Source organism: Streptomyces sp. YS-3, assembly GCF_045257485.1.
GTDB lineage: Bacteria > Actinomycetota > Actinomycetes > Streptomycetales > Streptomycetaceae > Streptomyces.
The window spans coordinates 1-20,000 of record NZ_JBJHPC010000067.1; the positions used below are offsets into that span (position 1 = coordinate 1).

Here is a 20,000-nt window from a genome sequence, read left to right on the forward strand (position 1 = left end):
CCCTCACGCAGACCAGCCGCCGAGCCGGCGCCCACAGCGTCGGCTCGGCGGCTGGTCTGCGTGAGGGATGGGGGGGCTCGGGGCTGGACGGGCCTCGGGGCGGGTCTGGAACCGTATGCCTCAGAATGGCGTCAATTCCCAACGCGCGCTCTGTGCACGGTAGTTACGATGCCGGGTAAACGCCGGACCCGGGGGAGGGGTCGTCCGTGAGGTTTGACGAGGAATGGGCGTCGAGCAAGGCGGCAGCGGCGCGGCAGCTGGGGAGTACGCGCCTCGACGGGGCGTACGACGGACCTTTTCCGCCGTCGCCGGGGGATGACAAGGACCTGAACTCCAGCCCCGCGCGGAAGGCAACCGCCGCCAACGACATAGAGACGGACTTCGAGCCCAACACCAGAAGGGCCGGAATCTGGGCGGACGAGGCGAGCATCTCGGCGGCCAAGGCGTTCGACGGATGGGCGACGGCGACCGGGCTGACCAAGGCCCAGGACGCCTGGTTCAAGGCGGTCACCTCGCTGCTCGGCAGGCTCGCCGGGGAGAAAGCCGCGCTGCGCGACACGAACAAGCTGTACTTCACCAACGACATCTGGGTCGCCGACGACTTCGTCCCCCTGGTGAAGCCGTCCCAGCTGAACCAGATCTCGCCGCCCCCCTCCCCGCGGTAGGAGGCAGGCATGCTGACGTACGAACTGGTCATGAAGACGGACTTCTCCCAGCTCAACACCGCCGCTGCCAAGTGGGACGACATGGCGGCGGAGTTCAAGAAGCTGGAGGACCGGTACAGGACCCAGGTGCGGAACGTGAGCCTGGACGGCACCTGGACCGGCCAGGCCTCGCTGTACTCCCGGCCGAACTTCGCGACCACCCACGCGCAGTACGTCGCGGCCCAGACCGAGGCCAGGGCCGTCGCGTCGCTGTTGCGGGACGCCTATGCGCAGTTCGTGGACCTGAAGAAGAGGGTGGAGTCGGCGCGGGAGGACGCCATAAGTCACCGGATGAAGGTCTCCGAGTCGGGCCGGGCGAGTTTCGACTACAGCAAGGTGAGTGCGAAGGAGGGAGACACCGTCCGGCACGACCCGGAGCTGAGCAACACGGAGAACGCCTGGTCCCAGCACATCGCCCAGGCCGTCTCGGCGGTGAACGACGCGGACCAGGGTGTGCGGATCGCCCTGGAGGCGGTCGGCATCGACTCCGACTTCCGGGACGGGGAGACGAACGGCTTCAACGCCCGGGCCAGTGGTGACGTGGAGCATTACGAGGCCGAGGCGGCGATCCCGCTGGCCGAAAAGATCAGCAAAGGTGACAAGCTGTCCCCCCAGGAGCTGGCCGAGGCCGCTTCGCTGTTCCGGGACAACGCGCACGACACGGTCTTCACCCAGACAGTGCTGCAGAGCCTGGGTCCGGACGGGGCGATCAAGTTCACCCGGCACGTGGACGACTGGGCGCGCTCCGACAACAACCACAAGGGCGACTACGCGGCCCTGGAACGCGATTTCGCCAACTCCCTGCTCACCGCGACCGCCGTCCCTGGCAAGGTCTCCGACATGCCGCCGGGGTCGGCGAAGTACCAGCAGTGGCTGAACAGTCCGGAGGGGAAGTTCTCCAAGGACTGGATGGAGGGGATGGAAAAGGCCGGCGTCCGCAACTACGGGGACAACACCCGCCCGCTGCGCGGGTACCACATCCTCGCTACGCTGATGCAGAAGGCCGACGGCCCGTACGACGACCAGTATCTGAACGCCCTGGGTGATCAGATGATCGCGGCCGAGAAGAAGGGCGGGCACGGCCTGTTCGACACCTGGGGCGCCGACTACAAGGGCATCGCGCCGGACCCGATCGACGCGCTGATGGGCGTGATGAGCAAGAACCCCGACGCCGCGACATTCTTCTTCGACCCTGCGGACAAGGCGGGCGCCGACCACCTCAAGTACCTCGTGGGGCACGGGCACGGCAGCCGGGAATGGCCCCAGCACTTCGTCTCCGGCGGGGTCGCCACCGCGCACATGGACCTGCCCAACCCGCGGGCCGGGCTCGGCGCGGCGCTGGAGGCCGCGGCGACGGGGCATCCACCGCTCGGCCTCCACCAGGACCCCTATCCATTGCCCGGTCACAGCCCGGCCGAGGCGCGGGTGATGGACGCCATCATCAAGAACCTGAACCAGGGCACCGGCACCACGGTCCCGGCCGACCTGCGCGACCCGGTGGCCAAGGCCCTGGCCGAGTACACCCCGGACACCCACGAGATCCTGGGCGGATCCGGCGGCGGGTACGTCGACCACCTGGCCGACGGATCGTGGACGGACGCCGACGGCATGGCGCATCTGGCGACACCGCCGGGCAAGCTGGTGCAGGTCATGCGCGGCCTCTCGGAGGACCCCGCCGCCTACGCCGACCTCAACAAGGCGGAACTGCGCCACATCGACGAGCAGTTGCACCTGGTGCCGCAGGGGGCGACGGGGTACGACCGCAGTGTGCCGCTCTCCCACGCCGGGTCCGTGCTCGGCACGTACACCGCGATACGCGAGGACCTGTTCAACGACGAGCGCGTGGGGCAGTACGCGAAAGCCGACTGGAAGGCCAAGGTCGCGTACCACCTCATCGGCGGATCGGTCACGCCGCTCTATTTCACCTGGCGCGGGGTCAGCATCGCCGCCGGCGACTCCGGGCAGCGCGGTGTCGACTTCCTCGCCTGGCAGTGGGGCAACGCGCTGAGGGCGAACGCCGACTCGAAGGCCAACGAGGGCATCTCCGACACCTTCATGCAGGCGGACACGCAGATGAAGTCGATCGTGGGCAGCTGGGGGAGCGGACGCTTCAACACCAGCACGCCGGAGGGACAGTTGCAGGTGAACGGCTTCATCACCGACATCATGCACGGGCACACGGACGGGCTGACCATGGCGCGCGGCTACCTCACCGACACCACCAACTGAGGTGGCGAGGGGCATGGAGTCAGAGGCGACGGGCATGGAGACCGCGGTGACGACGGCCGCACCGCCGCAGCAGAAGAGCCGCCGGGTGCCGGTGAAGGCACTCGCCCTGGCCGCGGCCGTCGTCGTCCTCGGCGGGGCGGCGGGCACCTGGGTCCTGGCCCGTGACGACGGTGGCAAGCAACCGTCCTGCGCCACCGTCGGGGGGAACGCCCGGATCCGCGAGGACCTGGCACCGGCGGACACGGAGGGGATGGGCTGTACGGAGCTGGCAGCCGCGCTGACGAGGGCGGCGGCCTCGGACGGCTCCGGCCGCCACACCCTCGCCCAGGCCAAGGTGATGCGCGACCTCGTCGACACGCTCGCCGACGACTTCCGGGACCGTTCCAGGGTGGACATCGCGCCGTCCCTGCGAAAGCCGGTCGCCCAGCTGCTGGCCGACTACGCGACGGACGTGCACACCATGCTCGTGCACTACTCCGAGTCGATGGACTACCTCAAACACACGGGGCCGGACGGCGGGCCGTGGCGCGACGACCGGGGGGTCGTCCGCATGCCGGTGGAGAACCAGTCGCTCATCCTGGTGATGAGGGCGGTCTCCGACGACCCCGCCGCGTACGCGACGCTCCGCAAGGCCGGGACCGCGCGCTCGGCGGAGGATCTGGCGCAGATCACCAAGGCCTCGGCCGGAGTCTCCGTGTCCGTTCCGGTCAGCTCCACCGCCACCGCTCTGGGGCTGCTCGACGCCATCGCGGACGAGGTCCTCGCCTCGCGCTCCACGAGCGCGGCGGCCCGGTGGAAGGCGGACGTGGTCAAGGGCCTGGCGGACGGGGGCGGCGAGGTGCCGCCGTTCTCCTCCGACCCCGCCGGGTACCTCGCCCGCACCTGGGAGCGGGGCATCGCAGGCGGCGGCTATCCGGCTCTGCGCGGGCAGACGCGGGACATGGTCGGCATTCTCGTGAAGGCGAGTGGCCGCACGGCGGAGTCCGTCGCACAGCCGCTCCGGGAGGCCGTGGTCTCCGGCCGGGTCGGGCAGGACTGGCTGGACGAAGCACTGATCAACACAGGCTCGGCCCCCAGAAGTCCCCGCACGTAGAGGCCCGGCGGCGCCACCGCCCGGTGCCGCTGACGGAGGGCGCCGCCTCACCGTCCGGCGCCGCTTTACCTTCTGGCGGCGCCGGCCGCGCGCTTCTCGCCGCGCTCCGTTGCCGAACGGCGGCCAGGAGACAGCAGGGGGACGCTGTGCTGGCGGGGGTGGTGCGCCGTTGCCGACGCGTCGCCGCGCACGGTGGGCCAGCAGCCCCGAGGCGACGTAGCCGTACGCTACCCGCAGGCCGGCCCCACGGGCCTGCCGCCAGGACGCCCACTCATCCGGCCTCCGCCGTCCCCGACGGCTCTCCCCAGGTCGCCTGGAGATCGCCCGAGCCCGCGAGCCCCCAGCCCGCGAGCCCGAGCCCGCGGGCACCGGCGCGGCCGAGGTTTCCTTGGCCGCGACTCGGTGATCCGGGTCAGTAGTAGTCCTCGTGCTTGCGGTCCCGTCCCGTCGGGGTCAGTTCATGGCGTTCGAACTGCACCGTGTAGTCGTAGTCGTCCACCATGACCGCGTAGGCGGGCGGGACCTCGGGGTCCTTCGGCTCGGTGATGCCGAGGATCGCGCCGAGGCGGCCCGCCAGTTCCGGGCGGCGCGGGGAGTCGGTGATGCGCACTTCGGCGTAGAAGTGGAACGCGTCTTCTGCGGGCTGCTCCATGGCGGTCATTCCGTTTCCTGCTGTCTGGGCGCCCGTTCCTGCTGTCCGGGCGCCTGCGCCGTCCACTGTCTCATTTGTGTGTGATCTCCCCGTCGAGGGATACGTTCAGATGGCTGCCGTCCCGGCTCAGCCAGCCGAGCTGGGCCTTGCCCTCCTTGCTCAGCTGCACGTCCCACTCGAACGGCCGGCCCGCCGTGCGCGACGGCCCCTTGATCCATTCATTACCGAAGCGGTCGATGTAACCCTTCCGCGTTCCCCGCGGCAGGCCCGAGTTCACGTTGACGTCCTGCGACGGTACGAACCGGATGCGCCCGGAGGTCGGCAGCTGGGCTTCCTTGATGAGCCCCTTCACTCCGGTCCGCGGCTTCTGCGTCGGCACCGGCTCGTCACACGTCTTCAGCCCCAGCGGGTCGATCATCGACAGCGGCGTGTCGACGTACCCGTGGTGGTTGGGCGCCGGGTCGAGGCCGAGGGGGTCCGCCGACAGATAGCGGGCGGTCTCCGGGTCGTAGTAGCGGAAGTAGTTGTAGTGCAGGCCGGTTTCGGGGTCGGCGTACTGGCCGGGGAAGCGCAGGGGGCAGTCGGCCGAACCCCCGGCCGGCGTCGTGGCGTGGCGGGCACCCCACAACACGTGGTGGTGCTGCCACGCCAGCTCGCCGTCGACACCGACCAGTTCCGTCGGAGTGCCCGCCGTGTCGGTGATGACCGCGTGGAAGCGGACCGTGCGGTCGGCGGTGGTGTCCTCGGCCAGCGACGACAGGAGGGAGACGCCGCCGGTACGGACGAGGGGGCGGTGGCCGGTCTGGGTCAGCGGGGTGTGCGTGCCCGGGGCGTAGTCCCAGGCGGTGACCCGGCCGTCGGGGGCGGTCTGCTCGGCGAGGCGGGTGTCGTCCCAGGTGAAGCCGGTGCGCTCGGCCTCGGTGCCGTCGTCGAGCAGCCGGTACTTGGCTATTCGGCGGCCCATCGGGTCGTACGCGTACTGCCAGCGCTCGCCCTCGGGGGTCACCGCTTCGGTGAGGCGGTCCTCGGCGCTCCAGCTGTAGGTCCAGCTCTGGCGCTTGCCGTTGAGGAGCTTGCGGGTGCGCCGGACCAGCCTCCCCTGGGGTGCCGTCGGGGTGCTCGCGGCGGGCCGGTTTGCCCTCGGTGGTCCAGGTGGTGCGCGTGGTGTGGCCCAGGGGGTCGGTGACCTCGACCGGGCGGCCGAAGGCGTCGCGGCGGATGGTCGTGGTGTGGCCGAGTTCATCGGCGACCGCGACGGGGATGCCCGCCGCGTTCGGGGTGACCCTGCGCATGCCGCCGAGGGGGTCGGTGACCGAGGTCAGGTGACCCAGCTCGTTGTACACATGGCTGGTCGGCGCGCCGTTGACGTCGGGCACCAGGCCCGCACCCAGTGACGGCCTGACAGTCAGGCCAAGTTCTGAGGGCCTGCGCCTGAAGCGAAGGTCCTCGTGCACGGTTCGACGCCGTAGGCGTGCGGTGGCGCGTCACGGGGGATTGAGGCACGTTCATCCGGTGCACAGGCCGCCTTGAGCTGCGCTGGTCCGACCGTGCCGAGGTCTCCCTGGGCTTCTGGGTGAAGCGCACGCCGAGTTCCCGCAGCCGGTCGAACTCGGCTCGTCCACGGCCAAGGAGACGGTCGGGGTGCTGTCGCGGCCCATCTGCCCGTACCCGGCACGAGTAAAAGACACCCCAAGCCCACCCCATCGAGTTGCAAAAGCAAATCAATTTTTGGGTGTGCTGGACGAGATCATATCCCTCTAGTCCGGTTTGACTCCTATCGGGTGACTCTTCGAGACTTCGCCTTCATCTCCCCTTTACTTACGGGGGCATTACGTGATGAAAAGGGCTAGTCAAACCAGCATGGACAAGCAAGACATCACCCCTGCGCGCATGCGCCGGGTCATCACCCGCGGCGTCGTCACCACCACCGCTCTGGCCGCCGTGGCCGGTGTGGCCGCGCCGGGCATCGCCATAGCCAGGCCTGCGCAGGCAGTGGCTGCGGCCTCGGCCGTCGGCACCGACGAGAAGCAGCGCGTGGAGGCGGCTGCGGTCGTCGGCCTGGACGCCACCTGGGACGTGCTCCAGCGCGGCGACCTCGACTTCATCCAGGAGCTGTGGCGCAAGGCCCGCGAGGGCGGCGAGAAGTACGAAGCGGTGCGGATGGCGGCCGAGGAGGCCATGCTCAACCCCGACGCGGAGGCCCACGTACGGTTCATCGCCAGCGGTATCCACGAGGCGTACGCGACCGACAAGAAGCGCGAGCAGGAGCGCGACGCCGCGGCCCGTGCCGACCGTTTCGCCAAGTCGCAGGCGCTGATCGCGGTGGGCATACCCAACAGCCCCGACCTGCTGGCGCTGAGCGACGACAACTTCGTCCGCGCCGTCATGAAGCATGCGGCCTCCGGTCCCCAGGTCAAGGCCGCCGCCGCGGTGGCACTCGCCGGTGACACGGCCGCCTGGCGCGAGTTCATCACCAACGGCGCCCGCGAGGCCCACCAGCGCGATGTGGCGGCCGAGCTCAAGGAGCTGGAGGAGAGGAACCGCGAGGAGGCCCGGCGTCAGCAGGAGCTGGCCGCGCGCAAGGCCACCGCCGCGCTGTTCAACCTCACGCCCTCCGAGGCCATGCTCGGGCTCGGTGACGACAACTTCATCCGCGAGCTGCTGCGCCAGGCCGTCGCCGCCAACGGACCCGAGCTGTACGCGTCCGCCCAGAAGGCGGCGCTGAGCCAGAGCGCCGCCGACTGGAGCGAGTTCATCCACACCGGCGCGGAGAAGGCGTACAAGACCGACGCGGAGAACCGGCGCAAGCAGATCGCCGAGGCCAACAAGCTGCGTCTGAAGCAGATAGCGGCAGCCCTGGCGAAGACCGGGGTCAACCCCTGGTTCGTCACCAAGGCCGACAAGGCGCTGACCGGCAACGACGAGGAGGTCGTCGACTTCCTCAAGGAAACGAACCAGTACCGCGCGATGCGCCAGTCGCTCCAGCCTGCCACCGGCAAGCCGGCCGGCTTCTTCGTCCGGCAGTCGAAGGTGGACGCCGGCGAGGCCTTCGTCGCGCCCGTTGCCGCCAACGGTAAGCAGTCCGACCGCGAGGACGCCACCTGGGTCGTCGTGCCGTCCCTGGCCAAGAAGGCCGACTGCTACTCCTTCGAGTCGGCCCGCGACCGCGGCTCCTACCTGACGCTGAAGGGCCAGCGGGTCGTGGCCGCCGCGCACGACGGCAGCGACGGCTCGGCCCAGGCCGCCACCTGGTGCGCCCGCCCGGGCCTCTCCGGCTCGGGCAAGTCCTTCGAGTCGGCCAGCCAGCCGGGCCGCTGGCTGCGGCACTTCGCCGGTGATGTCTACGCCGCCGGCAAGGACGGCAAGAACCGCTTCGACGGCGGCAAGGACTTCGCCCAGGACGCCAGCTGGAAGCTGGCCGCTCCGCTCGCGCCCTGATCCGGCCCGACCGGCCCCACTCCTTCGCAGACCTGAACAGAACGGAACACCCGATGTCCCGGATCATCCGAGCCGCGCTGGCCGCCACCGCCGGCCTGGCAGCCCTGGCGGGCACCGTCACCGCCGTCCACGCGGACGACACCACCACGAACAACGCCGCCCCCGAGGTGGCCACCGTGCAGTTGCAGGCGGCGCACAGCGGCAAGTGCCTGACCATCGACAAGGCCAGTCTGCGCAACGGCGCCAACGCGGTGCAGAGCACCTGCGCCGACGGCGCCGACAACCAGCTCTTCGCGATGGCCCCGGTCGGCGACGGCACGCTCGAGCTGCGGCCCGCGCACAGCGGCAAGTGCCTCGAAGTGGAGAACAGCGGCACCGTCGGCGGTTCCAACATCCAGCAGTGGTGGTGCAGCGGCGGCGCCAACATGCGCTGGCGCCCGTTCCTGGTGGATGTCGCCAAGGACCTGTACGAGCTGCGTCCCGCACACACGACCGCGGCCCGCTGCCTCGAAATCAAGAGCGGCGCCGCCACCGACGGCGCGAACGCACAGCTGTACTACTGCAACGGCAGCGCGGCCCAGCAGTGGCAGATCAAGCCGGTCAAGGCCTGACAACCGGTCCTCGTACCGGACCCGGCACCGGCATCCGCCCGGACCACACCGGTCCTCGTACCGGACCCGGCACCGGCATCCGCCCGGACCACACCGGTCCTCGCAGCGGACCTGGCACCGGCATCCCCCCGGACCACAACCGGTCCGCACCGGACCCGGCACGCACCGGCGTCCGCCCGGCCTGAGCACCCCCCCCACCTCCGAGAGGAAACCCAACACCCCATGTCCCGCATCATCCGTGCCACGCTGGCCCTGACCGCCAGTGTCGCCGCCCTGGCCGGCACCGCGACCACCGTCCACGCCGACGCGGCCGAAGACGCGGCCAATGCCGCACGGGAAGCGGCCAACACGGCACGCGCGAGCGTCGACGAGGCGGCAGCGCGGGCCAAGCTGCCCGAGACGATCGTCCAGCTCCAGGTGGCCTCCAGCGGCAAGTGCCTGGAAATCAACAACGGCGCTGTCAACGACGGCCTGCCGGCCCAGCAGTGGGACTGCAACCCCGCCGTCGTCGCCCAGCAGTGGCGCATGGTCCCGAAGGGAGGCGCCTCCTACGAGCTGCGGACCGTCACCGGCAACAAGTGCCTTGAGGTCGAGAACAGCGGCACCAAGGCCGGCGCGGCCGTCCAGCAGTGGACGTGCGGCAGCGGCGCGCAGATGCGCTGGCGGATCGTGCTCGTCGACCCGGTGAGGAAGCTCTTCCAAGTGCGGCCCACCCACACCGAGGACCGCTGCCTGGACATCGTCAGCGCCAAGGCGGAGAACGGCGTCAAGGCCCAGTCCTGGTACTGCAACCAGTCCGACGCCCAGCTGTGGCAGATCAAGCCGGTCAAGACCAAGTGAGGCCGGTAACGAGGCGCCAGGGGTGGGCCGCGCAGGCCACGGCCGTAGCCCTGCTGGTCGGCGGAAGCGTCCTGGCGGCGGGAACGGCACCTGCGTGGGCCGACGCGCCGCGGTCCGCCACCGCGTCTGCCGCCACGGCGGAGCAGCCGGTCGACCCGGCGGCGGCGATGAAGGCCGCCGCCGCCGCGAGCGCGCGCGACTACGTCCACTCGATCGCCGTCTCCAAGCTGCCCGCCGAGCTGCGCGTCTCCGCGTGGAACGCGCTCCGCAGCACCCGCGGCGACGACGCGATCGCCGAGTGGATGGCTCCCGGCGGCGGTTACGCGTACACCAAGCAGCGCCTGAAGGACTCCCGTACACAGAACCGGAGTTTCTGCGAGCGGGTCGTGGCCACGCACACCGCGCAGTTCTCCCCGGCGGTGCGCGCCGCGGCCGAGAAGGCGCTCAAGGGCTCGGACGCCGACCGCGCCGCCTTCGTGAAGTCCGGTTACGCGCAGGCCCAGAAGCGTGATCGCGAAGCCCGCGCGGCCGACGTCCAGCACCGGCTGGACGTATCTGCCGCGGACCGGGAGTTCGTGGCCGCGCTCGCCCAGCACGCCCCGGGCGAGCAGGTGCGGGTGGCGGCGCAGTGGGCACTGCGACCGGGTGCCACCGATGCCGACATCGCCGAGTTCTACGGGTACGGCTGGGCCACCGGGGGATCCTTGGACCTGGAGGCGTACCGGCTGCACGTGTCCGACGCCGAGACGGCCCGGCGCGCCGCGCTCTCGCAGCTGATCGCGAAGGCATCGGCAGCCGAAGAGGCGGTCAAGGGCGCCGCCGACGCCGCGAAGGCCCGCGCCGAGGCGGAAGCCGCCTGGAAGGCGGTGTCCGAGCACGCCGGCGCGGCGCAGAAGGCGTGGCTGGCCGAGCAGGAGGCCGCGGCTGCGCAGGCGGAAAATTGGCGCGGTATCGCCCAGGCCGCCAAGGAGTCCGCGAACGAGCTCTGGAAGGGCATCGGCGATCCCGCCGACGCCAACCAGACGTCCTGGGCCGAGGAGCAGGCGGGAGCAACCGCGTCGGCCGGCTTCTGGAAGGACATGTTCGAGCGGGCCCGGGACGCGGAGAACCGCGTCAAGGGCTGATCTCCTGATCCGTCCCGGGTGCCGGCCGGTGTGACCAGCCGGACGGCACCCGTGACGTCCCGCGCGCAGCGGGCTTGCCTTCCGCGCGCCGTGTTGCCGCGCCTCTGCGACTTCACCGCGACTTCTCCGCTTCTCCGCTTCTCCGCGTCTTCTCGGCGCTTTTTTCTGTCCTCCCTGCTCCTCCGTGCGGTGACGCCGGGGGCAGGGAGTGCTTTCTGTTTCCATAATTGAGGGGGATTCATCCCGTGATGGGTAGATTCCGGCCGAAGGCCGGACGTATACGCGGCCGGGCAGCCGCAGCAGCGTCGGGGGCGCTGTCCGCGACCCTGGTGCTGGCGATCCTGGGCGGCTCGACGGCCGAGGCAACCGCCGCCACGACCGCCCGCGCCGAGCAGACGTCGCATACCAACGCCCTGGCCACGCTGGACCGCGTCGCCGCGGCCCTGCCGAAGCCGCCCGGCGCGCCGGCCGCGGCCCCGCGCTCCGAGCTGGACAAGATCAGCGCTGAGCGTGACCGCCAACTCGTCGAGGACTACGCGGAGTTCGACGAGGAGGACGAGGTCCGCGAAGCCGCGAAGAAGGCGTTGGAGAGCAGCGACCCGAACGCGATCAAGGACTTCTTGGAGCACGGCGAGGCCGAGGCCCGCCAGCGCGCCAAGGACAAGCGTGACGGCACGGACGTCAAGAACCGCCAGCAGATCGAGGCGCTGCGGGGCACCGGTGGTCCGGTGTTCAACGCCGAGGTCGAGCGGGTTCTGAAGTCCGACGCCAAGGCCCGGGCAGACTTCCTGGCGTTCGGCGCGGACATCGCTCGCGCGCAGGACAAGAAGAACGAGCAGAGCGCCAAGGAGCGCGCTGCGGAGCTGCGCAAGCGCGTCGAGATGCTGGTCGCCTCCGGCGGCCCCGAGGTCAAGAAGGCCGCCGCGGCTGCCCTGGCCACGAACGACGACAAGGTGATCGCCGCCTTCCTCGAAAAGGGCTACCAGATCGCGTCTCAGAAGGACGCCGACGACCGGGCGGCCCACGAGAAGGCGCTCAAGGAGGCCCAGGAGGCCGCGGACAAGCTCCGCGAGCTGGCCGAGAAGGCCGCCCGCGCCGCCGAGGCCCGTACCAAGCTCATCGCCGCACACGGCGATGCGGTCAAGGCCCTCAAGGAAGCGTCCAACGCGATGACTTCCGCGGCCGGACAGGCACGCCAGGCGGACCGCATGCTGTCCGCCGACCGTGCGGGCAAGACCCTGTCCTCCTACGACGCCGTCAAGGCCGAGGCGGTCCGCCAGGTCGGCATCGCCGATGGCGCGGCGAAGGCTGCCCAGGTCGCGGCGGCGCAGGCCAAGGTCCAGGCCGACGTTCTGGTCGAGACCGGCTTGACCTACGGGACGCAGTGGTCCGACGTGGCGGCCGGTATCGCGGCGGCTGCGGACGCGGCCGGCAAGGCGAGCCAGACCGCGCAGCACGCCATCGACGCCACCGAGGCCGACGCCAAGGGCCTCAACGCGAAGAACCAGGCCGAGCTGCACGAGCAGCAGGCCAAGCAGTGGCGTGCCAACGCCGAGCAGCACGCCCAGGCCGCCGCTTCGCTGGCCGACGCCGCCGCCAAGCAGGCCAAGATCGCAGCCGATGCGGCAGCCCGCGCCAAGACGGCCCGCGTCGAGGCCGAGAAGGCCGAGAAGCAGGCGTGGGAGCACGCCAAGAAGACCCGCGAGGCCCGCGTCGAGGCCCAGCGCCAGGCGAAGATCGCCGCCGAGCAGCGCGTAATCGCCGAGCGCGAGCGGGACCTGGCCGCGGCGGCGCGGGTTCGCGCCGAGAAGGAACGCGACATCGCTGCCGCTGCCAGGGCTCGCGCGGAGGCCGAGGCGCGCACCGCGTCTGCGGCGCGCGCGGACGCGCAGGCCGCCGCGGCCACTGCGGCGTCGGCCCGGGCGGATGCCGAGAAGCAGGAAGGCATCGCGTCCAAGGCCGACGAGAACGCGCGCGGCATGGAAAACGCCTCCCGCGAGGCGTGGCGCAAGTCCCGCGAAGCCCGGATGGACGCCGACACCAAGGCGTCGCGCGCACAGGCCACCGCATCGATGGCCGCCGCCGCCAAGGGCACCGCGTACTCCGTCGAGGCCCAGACCGCGGCGACCACCGCCCGCGCCGACGCCGACACCGCGAACGCCGCGGCCGGCCAGGCACAGACTGCCGCCGACACCGCCAGTGGCGCGGCGATCCGGGCACGTACCGCCGCCACCCAGGCCGCCGGTGCGGCTGCCCGCGCACGGGCAGCGGCAGCAGAGGCCACCGCGCACGCGGCGCGCGCCAACGCCGCGGCGAACAAGGCGGAGGCGGCGGCTGCCGCCGCCAACGCCGCCGCGAACCGCGCCGAGGCCGAAGCCGCCGCTACTCACGCGGCAGCGCTGCGCGCCAACACCCAGGCCGCCGAGGCAACCGCTCAGGAAGCCCGGGCCGGAGTCGCGGCCCACGAGGCCGCACGGCTGGCCGGGCTGGCCGCCGTCGAGGCCAACAACGCCCTCCAGGCTGCGAACAGCACCAAGGCCGAGGCCGAGGGAGCGGTCCGCGAGGCCGCGATGGCCCGGCTCCAGTCCGCTGTCGCCGTCCAGGCGTCCAACGCCGCCCGCACCACCGCGGCGGGCATCGCCGACCCGGCCAACACCGCGATCGAACTGACCGCACCGTTCTCCGGCAAGGACATCGACGCGGACTTCGCCGCCGCGGTGGCCGCCGCAGCCCAGGAGATGGGCGAGGAGCAGGTCGCCTCGGCCGAGACCAAGGCAGCCGAAGCCGTGAAGGCGGCGGAGGCGGCGGAGGCCGCCGCGAAGCGCGCCAACGCCCAGGTCGCCCCGGCCTTCAAGGCCGCAGCCGACGCCGCCCGTTCGTCCGCGAACGCCGCCCGCTCCACCGCGGCGGCGATGAAGTCGGCGGCCGAGGCCGCGGCGGACGGCGCCCTGGCCCGGGCCGCAGCCGCCCGCGCCAACCAGGCCGACGCCCAGGCCCAGCAGGACGCCAAGGACGCCCGGGCAGCGGCCAACCAGGCTTATGCGGACGCCAACGCCGCCCGCCAGGCCGCCAACCAGGCCGAAGCCGAAGCCGCCCGCGCCCGCGGCGCCGCCGCAGAGGCCGAGCAGCACGCCGCCGCGGCCGCAGGTGCCGCCGACCTCGCCGAGAAGGAAGCGGCCACCGCACAGAGCGCCGCGACCCAGGCGAAGCAGGACGCCGAGGACGCGGGAAAGCTGGCCGAGTCCGCCGAAGGCCACGCCAAGTCGGCGAAGGAAGCGGCCGACAACGCGCTGAAGTACGCCAAGGAGGCCGACGAGGTCGCCAAGAAGGCGGAAGCGGAGCAGGAAGAGAGGGAGCGCAAGGCGCTCGAGGAGGCGGCCAACGCCGACAAGGGCGATGTCAGCGATTTGTCTGACGAAGAGATGGAGGATCTTGCGGCGGCGGGAATTTCGAGGGAGGACTTCAAGAAGGCCCAGGAGCTCGCGGGCAAGAACTTCGAGGACTTCCTGATCGAAATCGGCGGAGAGCTCCTCAAGCAGTACTTCGATGTCGACAACATCAAGAAGTGTTACAGCGAAGGAAACGTCGAGGCGTGCTTCTGGGCGTTGGTGAACAACCTTCCCTGGGGTAAGGCGGTCGGGGCAATCGCGAAGTTCCCGGAGGTCGCGAAGGTCATCAAGCGCCTCGCGGGCATCGGTGACCTTCTGAAGGAGTCCGCTGCGGCGAAGAAGCTCCTCAAGAAGAGCGACGACATCCTCAACAAGCTCTGGAAGCAGCTCGACTGCACCCGGAAGCACAGCTTCTTGCCCAGTACCCCCGTCCTGCTCGCGGACGGTACGCACCGCCTCATCAAGGACGTGCGCATCGGGGACCGGGTGGTCGCCACCGATCCCGCGAGCGGGCGGACCGGCTCACGGCCGGTGACGAACTACTTCACCACGGAGGACGACAAGGACTTCACCCGGCTCGTCGTCAACACCGCCCGGGGGCCCGCCACCATCACGGCGACCTCCAACCACCCCTTCTGGCTGAGTGACCGCAAGGACTGGGTGGACGCGGGAGACGTGCGGGTGGGCAACCGCCTGCGCACCCCCGACGGCTCGACGCTCGCTGTTACGGGCGTCGTCAACTACCACGAGCGTCAGCGCACCCATGACCTCACGGTCGGGGAGTTCCACACCTATTACGTGGGCGTCGGTACGACTGACGCGCTGGTGCACAACTGTGGCGACCTCGACGCCGCCGAGCGCCGGTTCCCCGGACTGGCGCACACCATCGCGGAACACATCACGCCCGACGCGAATGAGATGAGGAAGCTCGCCGCGAAGAAGGGCATCAACTCGAAGTGGGTGGACGCGGGAACGGCCCAGAAGGCTGTCGACCACGTTCTGGCGGACCCTGACATCCAGAAGTTCATCAGCGGTCGCATGGCGAAGTGGGAGGTCGGGCAACCCCTGACTCTGCCTACCAGGAAATTCGGCCCGCCGGGATCACTTGGCACCTATCTCAAAAAGGACGGATCTTCGGGTGACACTGGAAACAACGTGGTCGTCACCCTCATGAGAGCCAAGAAAGACCCGTCGGGCAAGAAGGTCCCGGGCGGCTTCTACGTCTACACTGCCTACCCGGAGTAGGCGAGTGCGGGTAGTCCTGAAAGGTGAAGGAAAGCAAGTGGAATTCGATTTCGGGCTTTCGGCCCTGGGTGAGCAGTTCCACATGGACTGGGTGCACAGCGGCGCGAACCCTCGCGAGGTGGTGCGCCACTGGGCCGGGATGATGTCTCGCACCCCACACGGTATGGAGGAGCTGCGACTTCTGCAGGAGGACATCTGCCTGTTGCTGGCGTCCCCGCTTTCCGACGAGGAGGTGCATGCCTTGTGGAGGGTGAGTGCGCCGTACTACCCGGACTTCGCCGTAGAGGGCGAGATCCCCTCACGAGGGCGTGTGTGGCTGGCGGACGTCAACCGTGAACTGCGGCCGTTCCTGCCGGAGCCGGCGAGCGAGCGGCCCGCCTCGGGAAACACGCGCGCGTCGGTGCAGTCGGCCGTCATCGCGCTCGCCGCACGTCTGACCCCGACGAGGCTGCCTCCGTTTGAGCCCATACCGGCCAACACCGTGATCGCTGCGGTAGAACGCTGTGCGACGCTCGTGAGCGCCGCGCTCGCCTTTCGATGCCTCCTGCGTGCCTACTCGGCCTACAACAGCCCGGTCTCGGCCGACGCGTGGAGCACTTTCGAAGAGGTGAACCACATCTTCGGATACGGGGAGTTCATGCTGTCGACGATCGAATACCTCCGGGAGGAATAGGTCACTCCACCGCTCTGGCCGGGCCCCCGGCCCGGCCAGAGCGTGACCGACAGCCGACAGGAACACAGAGTGCCTTCCTCGCTGGGACGCCGTGCCATCCAAGGCAAGTCGCCCTACCAGTTGCCCGACAGCGACGACCCGTACGACCTGGGCTTCGGCTGGCTCCTGGGCGAGGGACCGCGTGAGCGGAACTACGAGGCGGGCGACAGGATGACCGAGCTGATCCGCTCCAGCGAGAGCATGAAGCAACTGCGTGCGGACACCCTCCAGGAGTGGCGCGCCCAGGGCAACGCCAAGGGGACGGCGCACTACTCGATCTCCGACGGCGGCAAGGCCGGCGCGCTGAAGAAGCTGGTCCTGACGGACATCCCCGCCATCGCCACCGGGGACCCGGACCACCTCGGCGAGGCCTTCGTCGGCTCCTACTCCCTCGACTACGACGTGCGGGGACAGGACCCCGACGGCTCCCTGGTCGCCCAGTACAAGCTGAAGAACGCCACCAGCACTGGATGTCCGGCGACACGATCGACCGGCTCTCCGTCGCCATGGACACGACCAGGACGGTTCTCTACGAGAACGCCGATCCGGACGTCTGCCCCGACTTCCGCCTGGACCTGGCCAAGGCCGGCTGAGACGGGCCACGGTCACGGCGACCGCTCCCCGCGACCACCGGACCAACCACCGAACCAACCGGCGGATCGGGCCAGACCGGTCGCCGAAACCGCCCGCCTTGGTACCGTCCTGGGTGCCGACCCCACTACCGAACCTACCGACCAGACCGGCCCCGTGCAGAGGTTGGCTTTCGATGACGCGATGTTTGTCGGGGAGCCGAGTCGCAAGGCCCCGGGGGGTGTAAGTGGCAGATACAGCACTTGAGTCTCTGGACGATGTGCCGTGGGAGCAGCTGGAGTCGGCGCTTGAGCAGCACCCACCCCAGGAGATGCGGCGAGCGCTGCGTCGCCTGGCCCTCAAGGGCGGTTCGGCGACCGAGGAAGACTGCTATCCCCTGTTCGACTGTTTCGCAGTGGGCACCGGGCGCGTGGCGTCCGTCGCAACCGCTGCGCTGCCGTTCGTCGTTGCCCTCGCCGGCGATCCGGACATGGGTGCCCGGGCCACGCTCGTTCAGCTACTGGTGAGCTTGTCCGAGGTGGCGGCCGAAGCCGGTGCGGGCCGGGTGGACGCGGGGTGGCACGAGGCATGGCAGGCCCAGCGTCCCCGGATACGGGCGCTGCTCGCGGACCCCGCGCCCGAGGTGCGCCGAGAAGCGCTGCCTCTCGGAGAGAGTGTCGGCGTGCTGCTGGAGCGGTGGCACGCCGAGACGGACCCTACGGTGCGGCTGCCTGTGCTTCTCGCGATGGGACGCGCCGCAGCACGTTCCGCTCAAGCCGGGCCGGTGGATCGGGTGCGGGCGGTGCTGGCCGAGGTACTGCGTACGGACATTCCCGTCATGCGGGTCGCGGCCGTGCACGCCTGGGCCGCCTTCGATTCCCAGGCGTCGGTCCGTGAGCTGAACCTGCTGGTTGGGGCCCTGTCCGACCCAGCCGTACGTCCACGGTTCGAGGAGATCTGGTACGTACCGGGCATGGACAGTGCCTTCACGCGTGAGGATGTCATCTCCTGGACGGCCCAGCTGTTCGAGGGTGCGCCGCGGACGGCACTCTCCTTCGTCGTCCGGCTCATCGGCGCGGCGCGCGGGAACGGGGACACCTTGCTGTGCCGCGCCGCGCTGGACGAGGGATGGAAGTTGTTGGTGGTCCGGCCGTCCGCGGCATCATCGCTGTTGCCGCTGGCGGGCGCGTTGCTCGCCGAGCCCGACGACGGCGTAAGGTACCGGGCCGCCCACCTGTTGGCCGTGCTCGGTTCGCGGGCGGTTCCGTACGCCGACGAGTTGGCCGCTCTCCTCGACGACCCGGGCGAGGCGGAGTTTCTTGAGGGAACCATCGGTGACCACGCCCGCTGGGCGCTGACGCGCATCGGCGACGAGCGCGCCCTGCCGGGGCTGGTCGAGCGACTGTACGCGCCGTACCGGGGCGGATACTCCCGCGGATACGTCGAGGGCGAGCCGCGCTTGCCGGAGGTCGAGAACGTGCTGATCCCGTTGCAGGAGCACGCGGAGGTCCTGCTGCCCGCAGTACGGAGGCTGCTCCGGGAGGACGGCGTGGGCGGCTCGCTGACCTGCTGCTTCCTGGAAGTCCTCACAGCGTGGGGCCCGTCCGCGGCGCCCGCGCTGCCAGAAGTGGTGGCGCTGCTCGACGACGCCAGGTACTCGCTGCACGCAGTCGATGCGCTGGTGGCGATGGGAGCGGCTGCACAGTCAGCCGAGCCCGCCGTGCGCGTCTGCACGGTTCTCGATTCCCCCGGTAACCATCACAAGGTGGCGTGGGCAGCCTGGCGCCTGGGCGGCGATCGCGACGCGGCGCTGCAGCTCATCGGTGAGGCGGTGCTGACTGAACAGGAGCCGTTTTACGGTCCCGTCGCCCTGCTCGGCGATTTCGGACCGGCGGCCACGCGCTACGCCGACCGGGTGCTGCATGTCATGGAGCACAGTGACAGCTGGGTGCGGCTGCACGCGGCGGTCGCGCTGTGGTCGATCACTGGTGAGCCAGAGCCGACGGGATCGGTCATGGAGGAGTATCTCCTCCCTGTCGCCGGCGGGGGCGAGACCTACGGCTCCTTCCTCGTCGCGCTGCGTGCCCTCGCGAGGATCGGCACTGTCTCTCCGGCGGCGCGGGCAACCCTGCGTACGGTGCAGGGATCCGACCGGCGCCTGGCGACGTACCGGGACTACCGGGCCCTCCTGCAGCACGAGGAGATCTGCTCCGCGATCGACGACGTCCTCGCCCTGCCGTGACGACCCGCCGACGGTGATGCCGAAACAGCCTCGTGTCCTCGAATGCCGTGGTCGATGATGGCGGGCAGCTTCGGGCGCGGCTCCGGCAGTGGAGAACGGGCCCCAGGCCGTTGCTCCCATGCGCACACCGCGCAGCTCCGCCCGAGCCCCGAGCACTCGGCAAGGGCTGCGCAGCCCCACCAGTGACAACACGCACGCGTGGATGCCTCCCGGGACGGCGGTGTACTGGGCTGAGACGACAGCACTCTCGCGGCGCCACCATCCCCGGTTGGAGACCTCGTACCGACGCGCCTACGTTCCCGGCGCCTCAGGGCACGGCAGAAGCGCGTGCGCCCCCTTCACGATCGTCACAGACCACCGGCGGTGACGTGCCACACAACTCTGGGTAGTCCAAACTGGTATATAGCGCCGTGTACCAGCGCTATTACCGCGATGGGCGAACTCTAACTGTTCACGACTTGTGTCCATTTCGACCTACAGTGATCCGGAATTCTGTGATCAACGATCAAACGCTGATCAGTTCCTGACGTAACTGAGGTTTCACCGCATGAAGTTCCAGCACCTCGCGACTGCCGTCCTGGCCACGGCAGTCGCACCGGCCGTCTTCCTGGCCCCGCCCGCGTTCGCGGACCCGGCAGCCGAGCCCACGGCGGCCGTGCAGCCGGAGGCCGGGGACAAGCCCAGCAAAGAGAAGAAGCTTCCGGTGGTGCCGCTGACCCTCATCGGCGACAAGAGCGTCGCCCCGGGGGAGTGGCTCAACTTGCGGCTGGACCTGAGCAACCCGGACCCGGCCGAGCTGTCCGGGATGCGGCTGTTCTTCGTGACGGGTACGAACATGCACATCCCCCGGGAGAAGGACATCGAGGGCACCATCAGGTTCGAGCAGCGGACCGGGAACGGTGCCTGGAAGTCGCTCGACCGTCAGCCCGGCCGGGACAACTTCAACGAGTTCTCCCTCGACGTCCCGACGATGCCACAGGGCGGAAAGGTGTCCCTCCAGCTCCGACTGCGCTTCGAAGCGTGGCTGTTGACTGAAACGGCGACCAGCGGGTTCATCTACCCGAGCGTTGCCAACCCTGCGCCCGACCGCGAGCCGGACGACTACCCCTTCCATCACTGGAAGTGGACCCTGGCCACCCCCAGCCCCAAGC

14 protein-coding genes are annotated in these 20,000 nt (G+C 70.2%); 12 read left to right on the top strand and 2 right to left on the bottom strand.

Going from position 1 to position 20,000, the window contains the following annotated elements:
• Positions 1-206 precede the first annotated feature (206 nt).
• From ACJA3G_RS09095 to ACJA3G_RS09105, 3 genes are read left to right on the top strand one after another with little or no spacing between them, the layout of a single operon-like run.
• On the top strand, positions 207-665 hold the full coding sequence (locus ACJA3G_RS09095; RefSeq protein WP_406552386.1) for a hypothetical protein: 459 nt from the start codon (positions 207-209) through the stop codon (positions 663-665).
• A 9-nt stretch (positions 666-674) separates the two neighbouring features.
• Positions 675-2,933, top strand: a complete 2,259-nt coding sequence (locus ACJA3G_RS09100) for a hypothetical protein (RefSeq protein WP_406552387.1) — start codon at positions 675-677, stop codon at positions 2,931-2,933.
• A gap of 13 nt (positions 2,934-2,946) precedes the next feature.
• A complete protein-coding gene (locus ACJA3G_RS09105) occupies positions 2,947-4,026 on the top strand; it encodes a hypothetical protein (protein WP_406552388.1) in 1,080 nt (359 codons plus the stop codon).
• 412 nt (positions 4,027-4,438) lie between these two features.
• Here the strand turns inward: ACJA3G_RS09105 and ACJA3G_RS09110 are convergent, their stop codons facing one another.
• Both ACJA3G_RS09110 and ACJA3G_RS09115 read right to left on the bottom strand, forming a co-directional pair.
• A complete protein-coding gene (locus ACJA3G_RS09110) occupies positions 4,439-4,687 on the bottom strand; it encodes a hypothetical protein (protein ID WP_406552389.1) in 249 nt (82 codons plus the stop codon).
• A 61-nt stretch (positions 4,688-4,748) separates the two neighbouring features.
• Positions 4,749-5,921, bottom strand: a complete 1,173-nt coding sequence (locus tag ACJA3G_RS09115; protein WP_406552390.1) for a polymorphic toxin type 17 domain-containing protein — start codon at positions 5,919-5,921, stop codon at positions 4,749-4,751.
• A gap of 617 nt (positions 5,922-6,538) precedes the next feature.
• Between ACJA3G_RS09115 and ACJA3G_RS09120 the strand changes: the two genes are divergently transcribed.
• From ACJA3G_RS09120 to ACJA3G_RS09160, 9 genes are all read left to right on the top strand, one after another.
• A complete protein-coding gene (locus ACJA3G_RS09120) occupies positions 6,539-8,116 on the top strand; it encodes an AbfB domain-containing protein (RefSeq protein ID WP_406552391.1) in 1,578 nt (525 codons plus the stop codon).
• 53 nt (positions 8,117-8,169) lie between these two features.
• Positions 8,170-8,727 carry an RICIN domain-containing protein gene (locus ACJA3G_RS09125; RefSeq protein ID WP_406552392.1) on the top strand — a complete coding sequence of 186 codons (558 nt, stop codon included), beginning with the start codon at positions 8,170-8,172 and terminating at the stop codon, positions 8,725-8,727.
• A gap of 222 nt (positions 8,728-8,949) precedes the next feature.
• Positions 8,950-9,567 (top strand): RICIN domain-containing protein, encoded by a 618-nt coding sequence (locus ACJA3G_RS09130; protein WP_406552393.1) that lies wholly within the window; start codon positions 8,950-8,952, stop codon positions 9,565-9,567.
• Positions 9,564-10,691, top strand: coding sequence for a hypothetical protein (locus tag ACJA3G_RS09135; protein WP_406552394.1), 1,128 nt, complete (start codon positions 9,564-9,566; stop codon positions 10,689-10,691). The genes ACJA3G_RS09130 and ACJA3G_RS09135 overlap by 4 nt, the downstream gene beginning before the upstream one ends.
• Before the next feature lie 248 nt (positions 10,692-10,939).
• A complete protein-coding gene (locus ACJA3G_RS09140) occupies positions 10,940-15,325 on the top strand; it encodes a polymorphic toxin-type HINT domain-containing protein (RefSeq protein ID WP_406552395.1) in 4,386 nt (1,461 codons plus the stop codon).
• Positions 15,326-15,362: 37 nt separating this feature from the next.
• On the top strand, positions 15,363-15,998 hold the full coding sequence (locus ACJA3G_RS09145; protein WP_406552396.1) for a hypothetical protein: 636 nt from the start codon (positions 15,363-15,365) through the stop codon (positions 15,996-15,998).
• A gap of 69 nt (positions 15,999-16,067) precedes the next feature.
• Complete coding sequence (locus ACJA3G_RS09150) at positions 16,068-16,874, top strand: hypothetical protein (protein WP_406552397.1); 807 nt, start codon at positions 16,068-16,070, stop codon at positions 16,872-16,874.
• A complete protein-coding gene (locus ACJA3G_RS09155) occupies positions 16,855-18,849 on the top strand; it encodes a hypothetical protein (protein WP_406552398.1) in 1,995 nt (664 codons plus the stop codon). The genes ACJA3G_RS09150 and ACJA3G_RS09155 overlap by 20 nt, the downstream gene beginning before the upstream one ends.
• A gap of 547 nt (positions 18,850-19,396) precedes the next feature.
• A partial coding sequence (locus ACJA3G_RS09160) for a hypothetical protein (RefSeq protein WP_406552399.1) occupies positions 19,397-20,000 on the top strand: 604 nt, incomplete at its 3' end.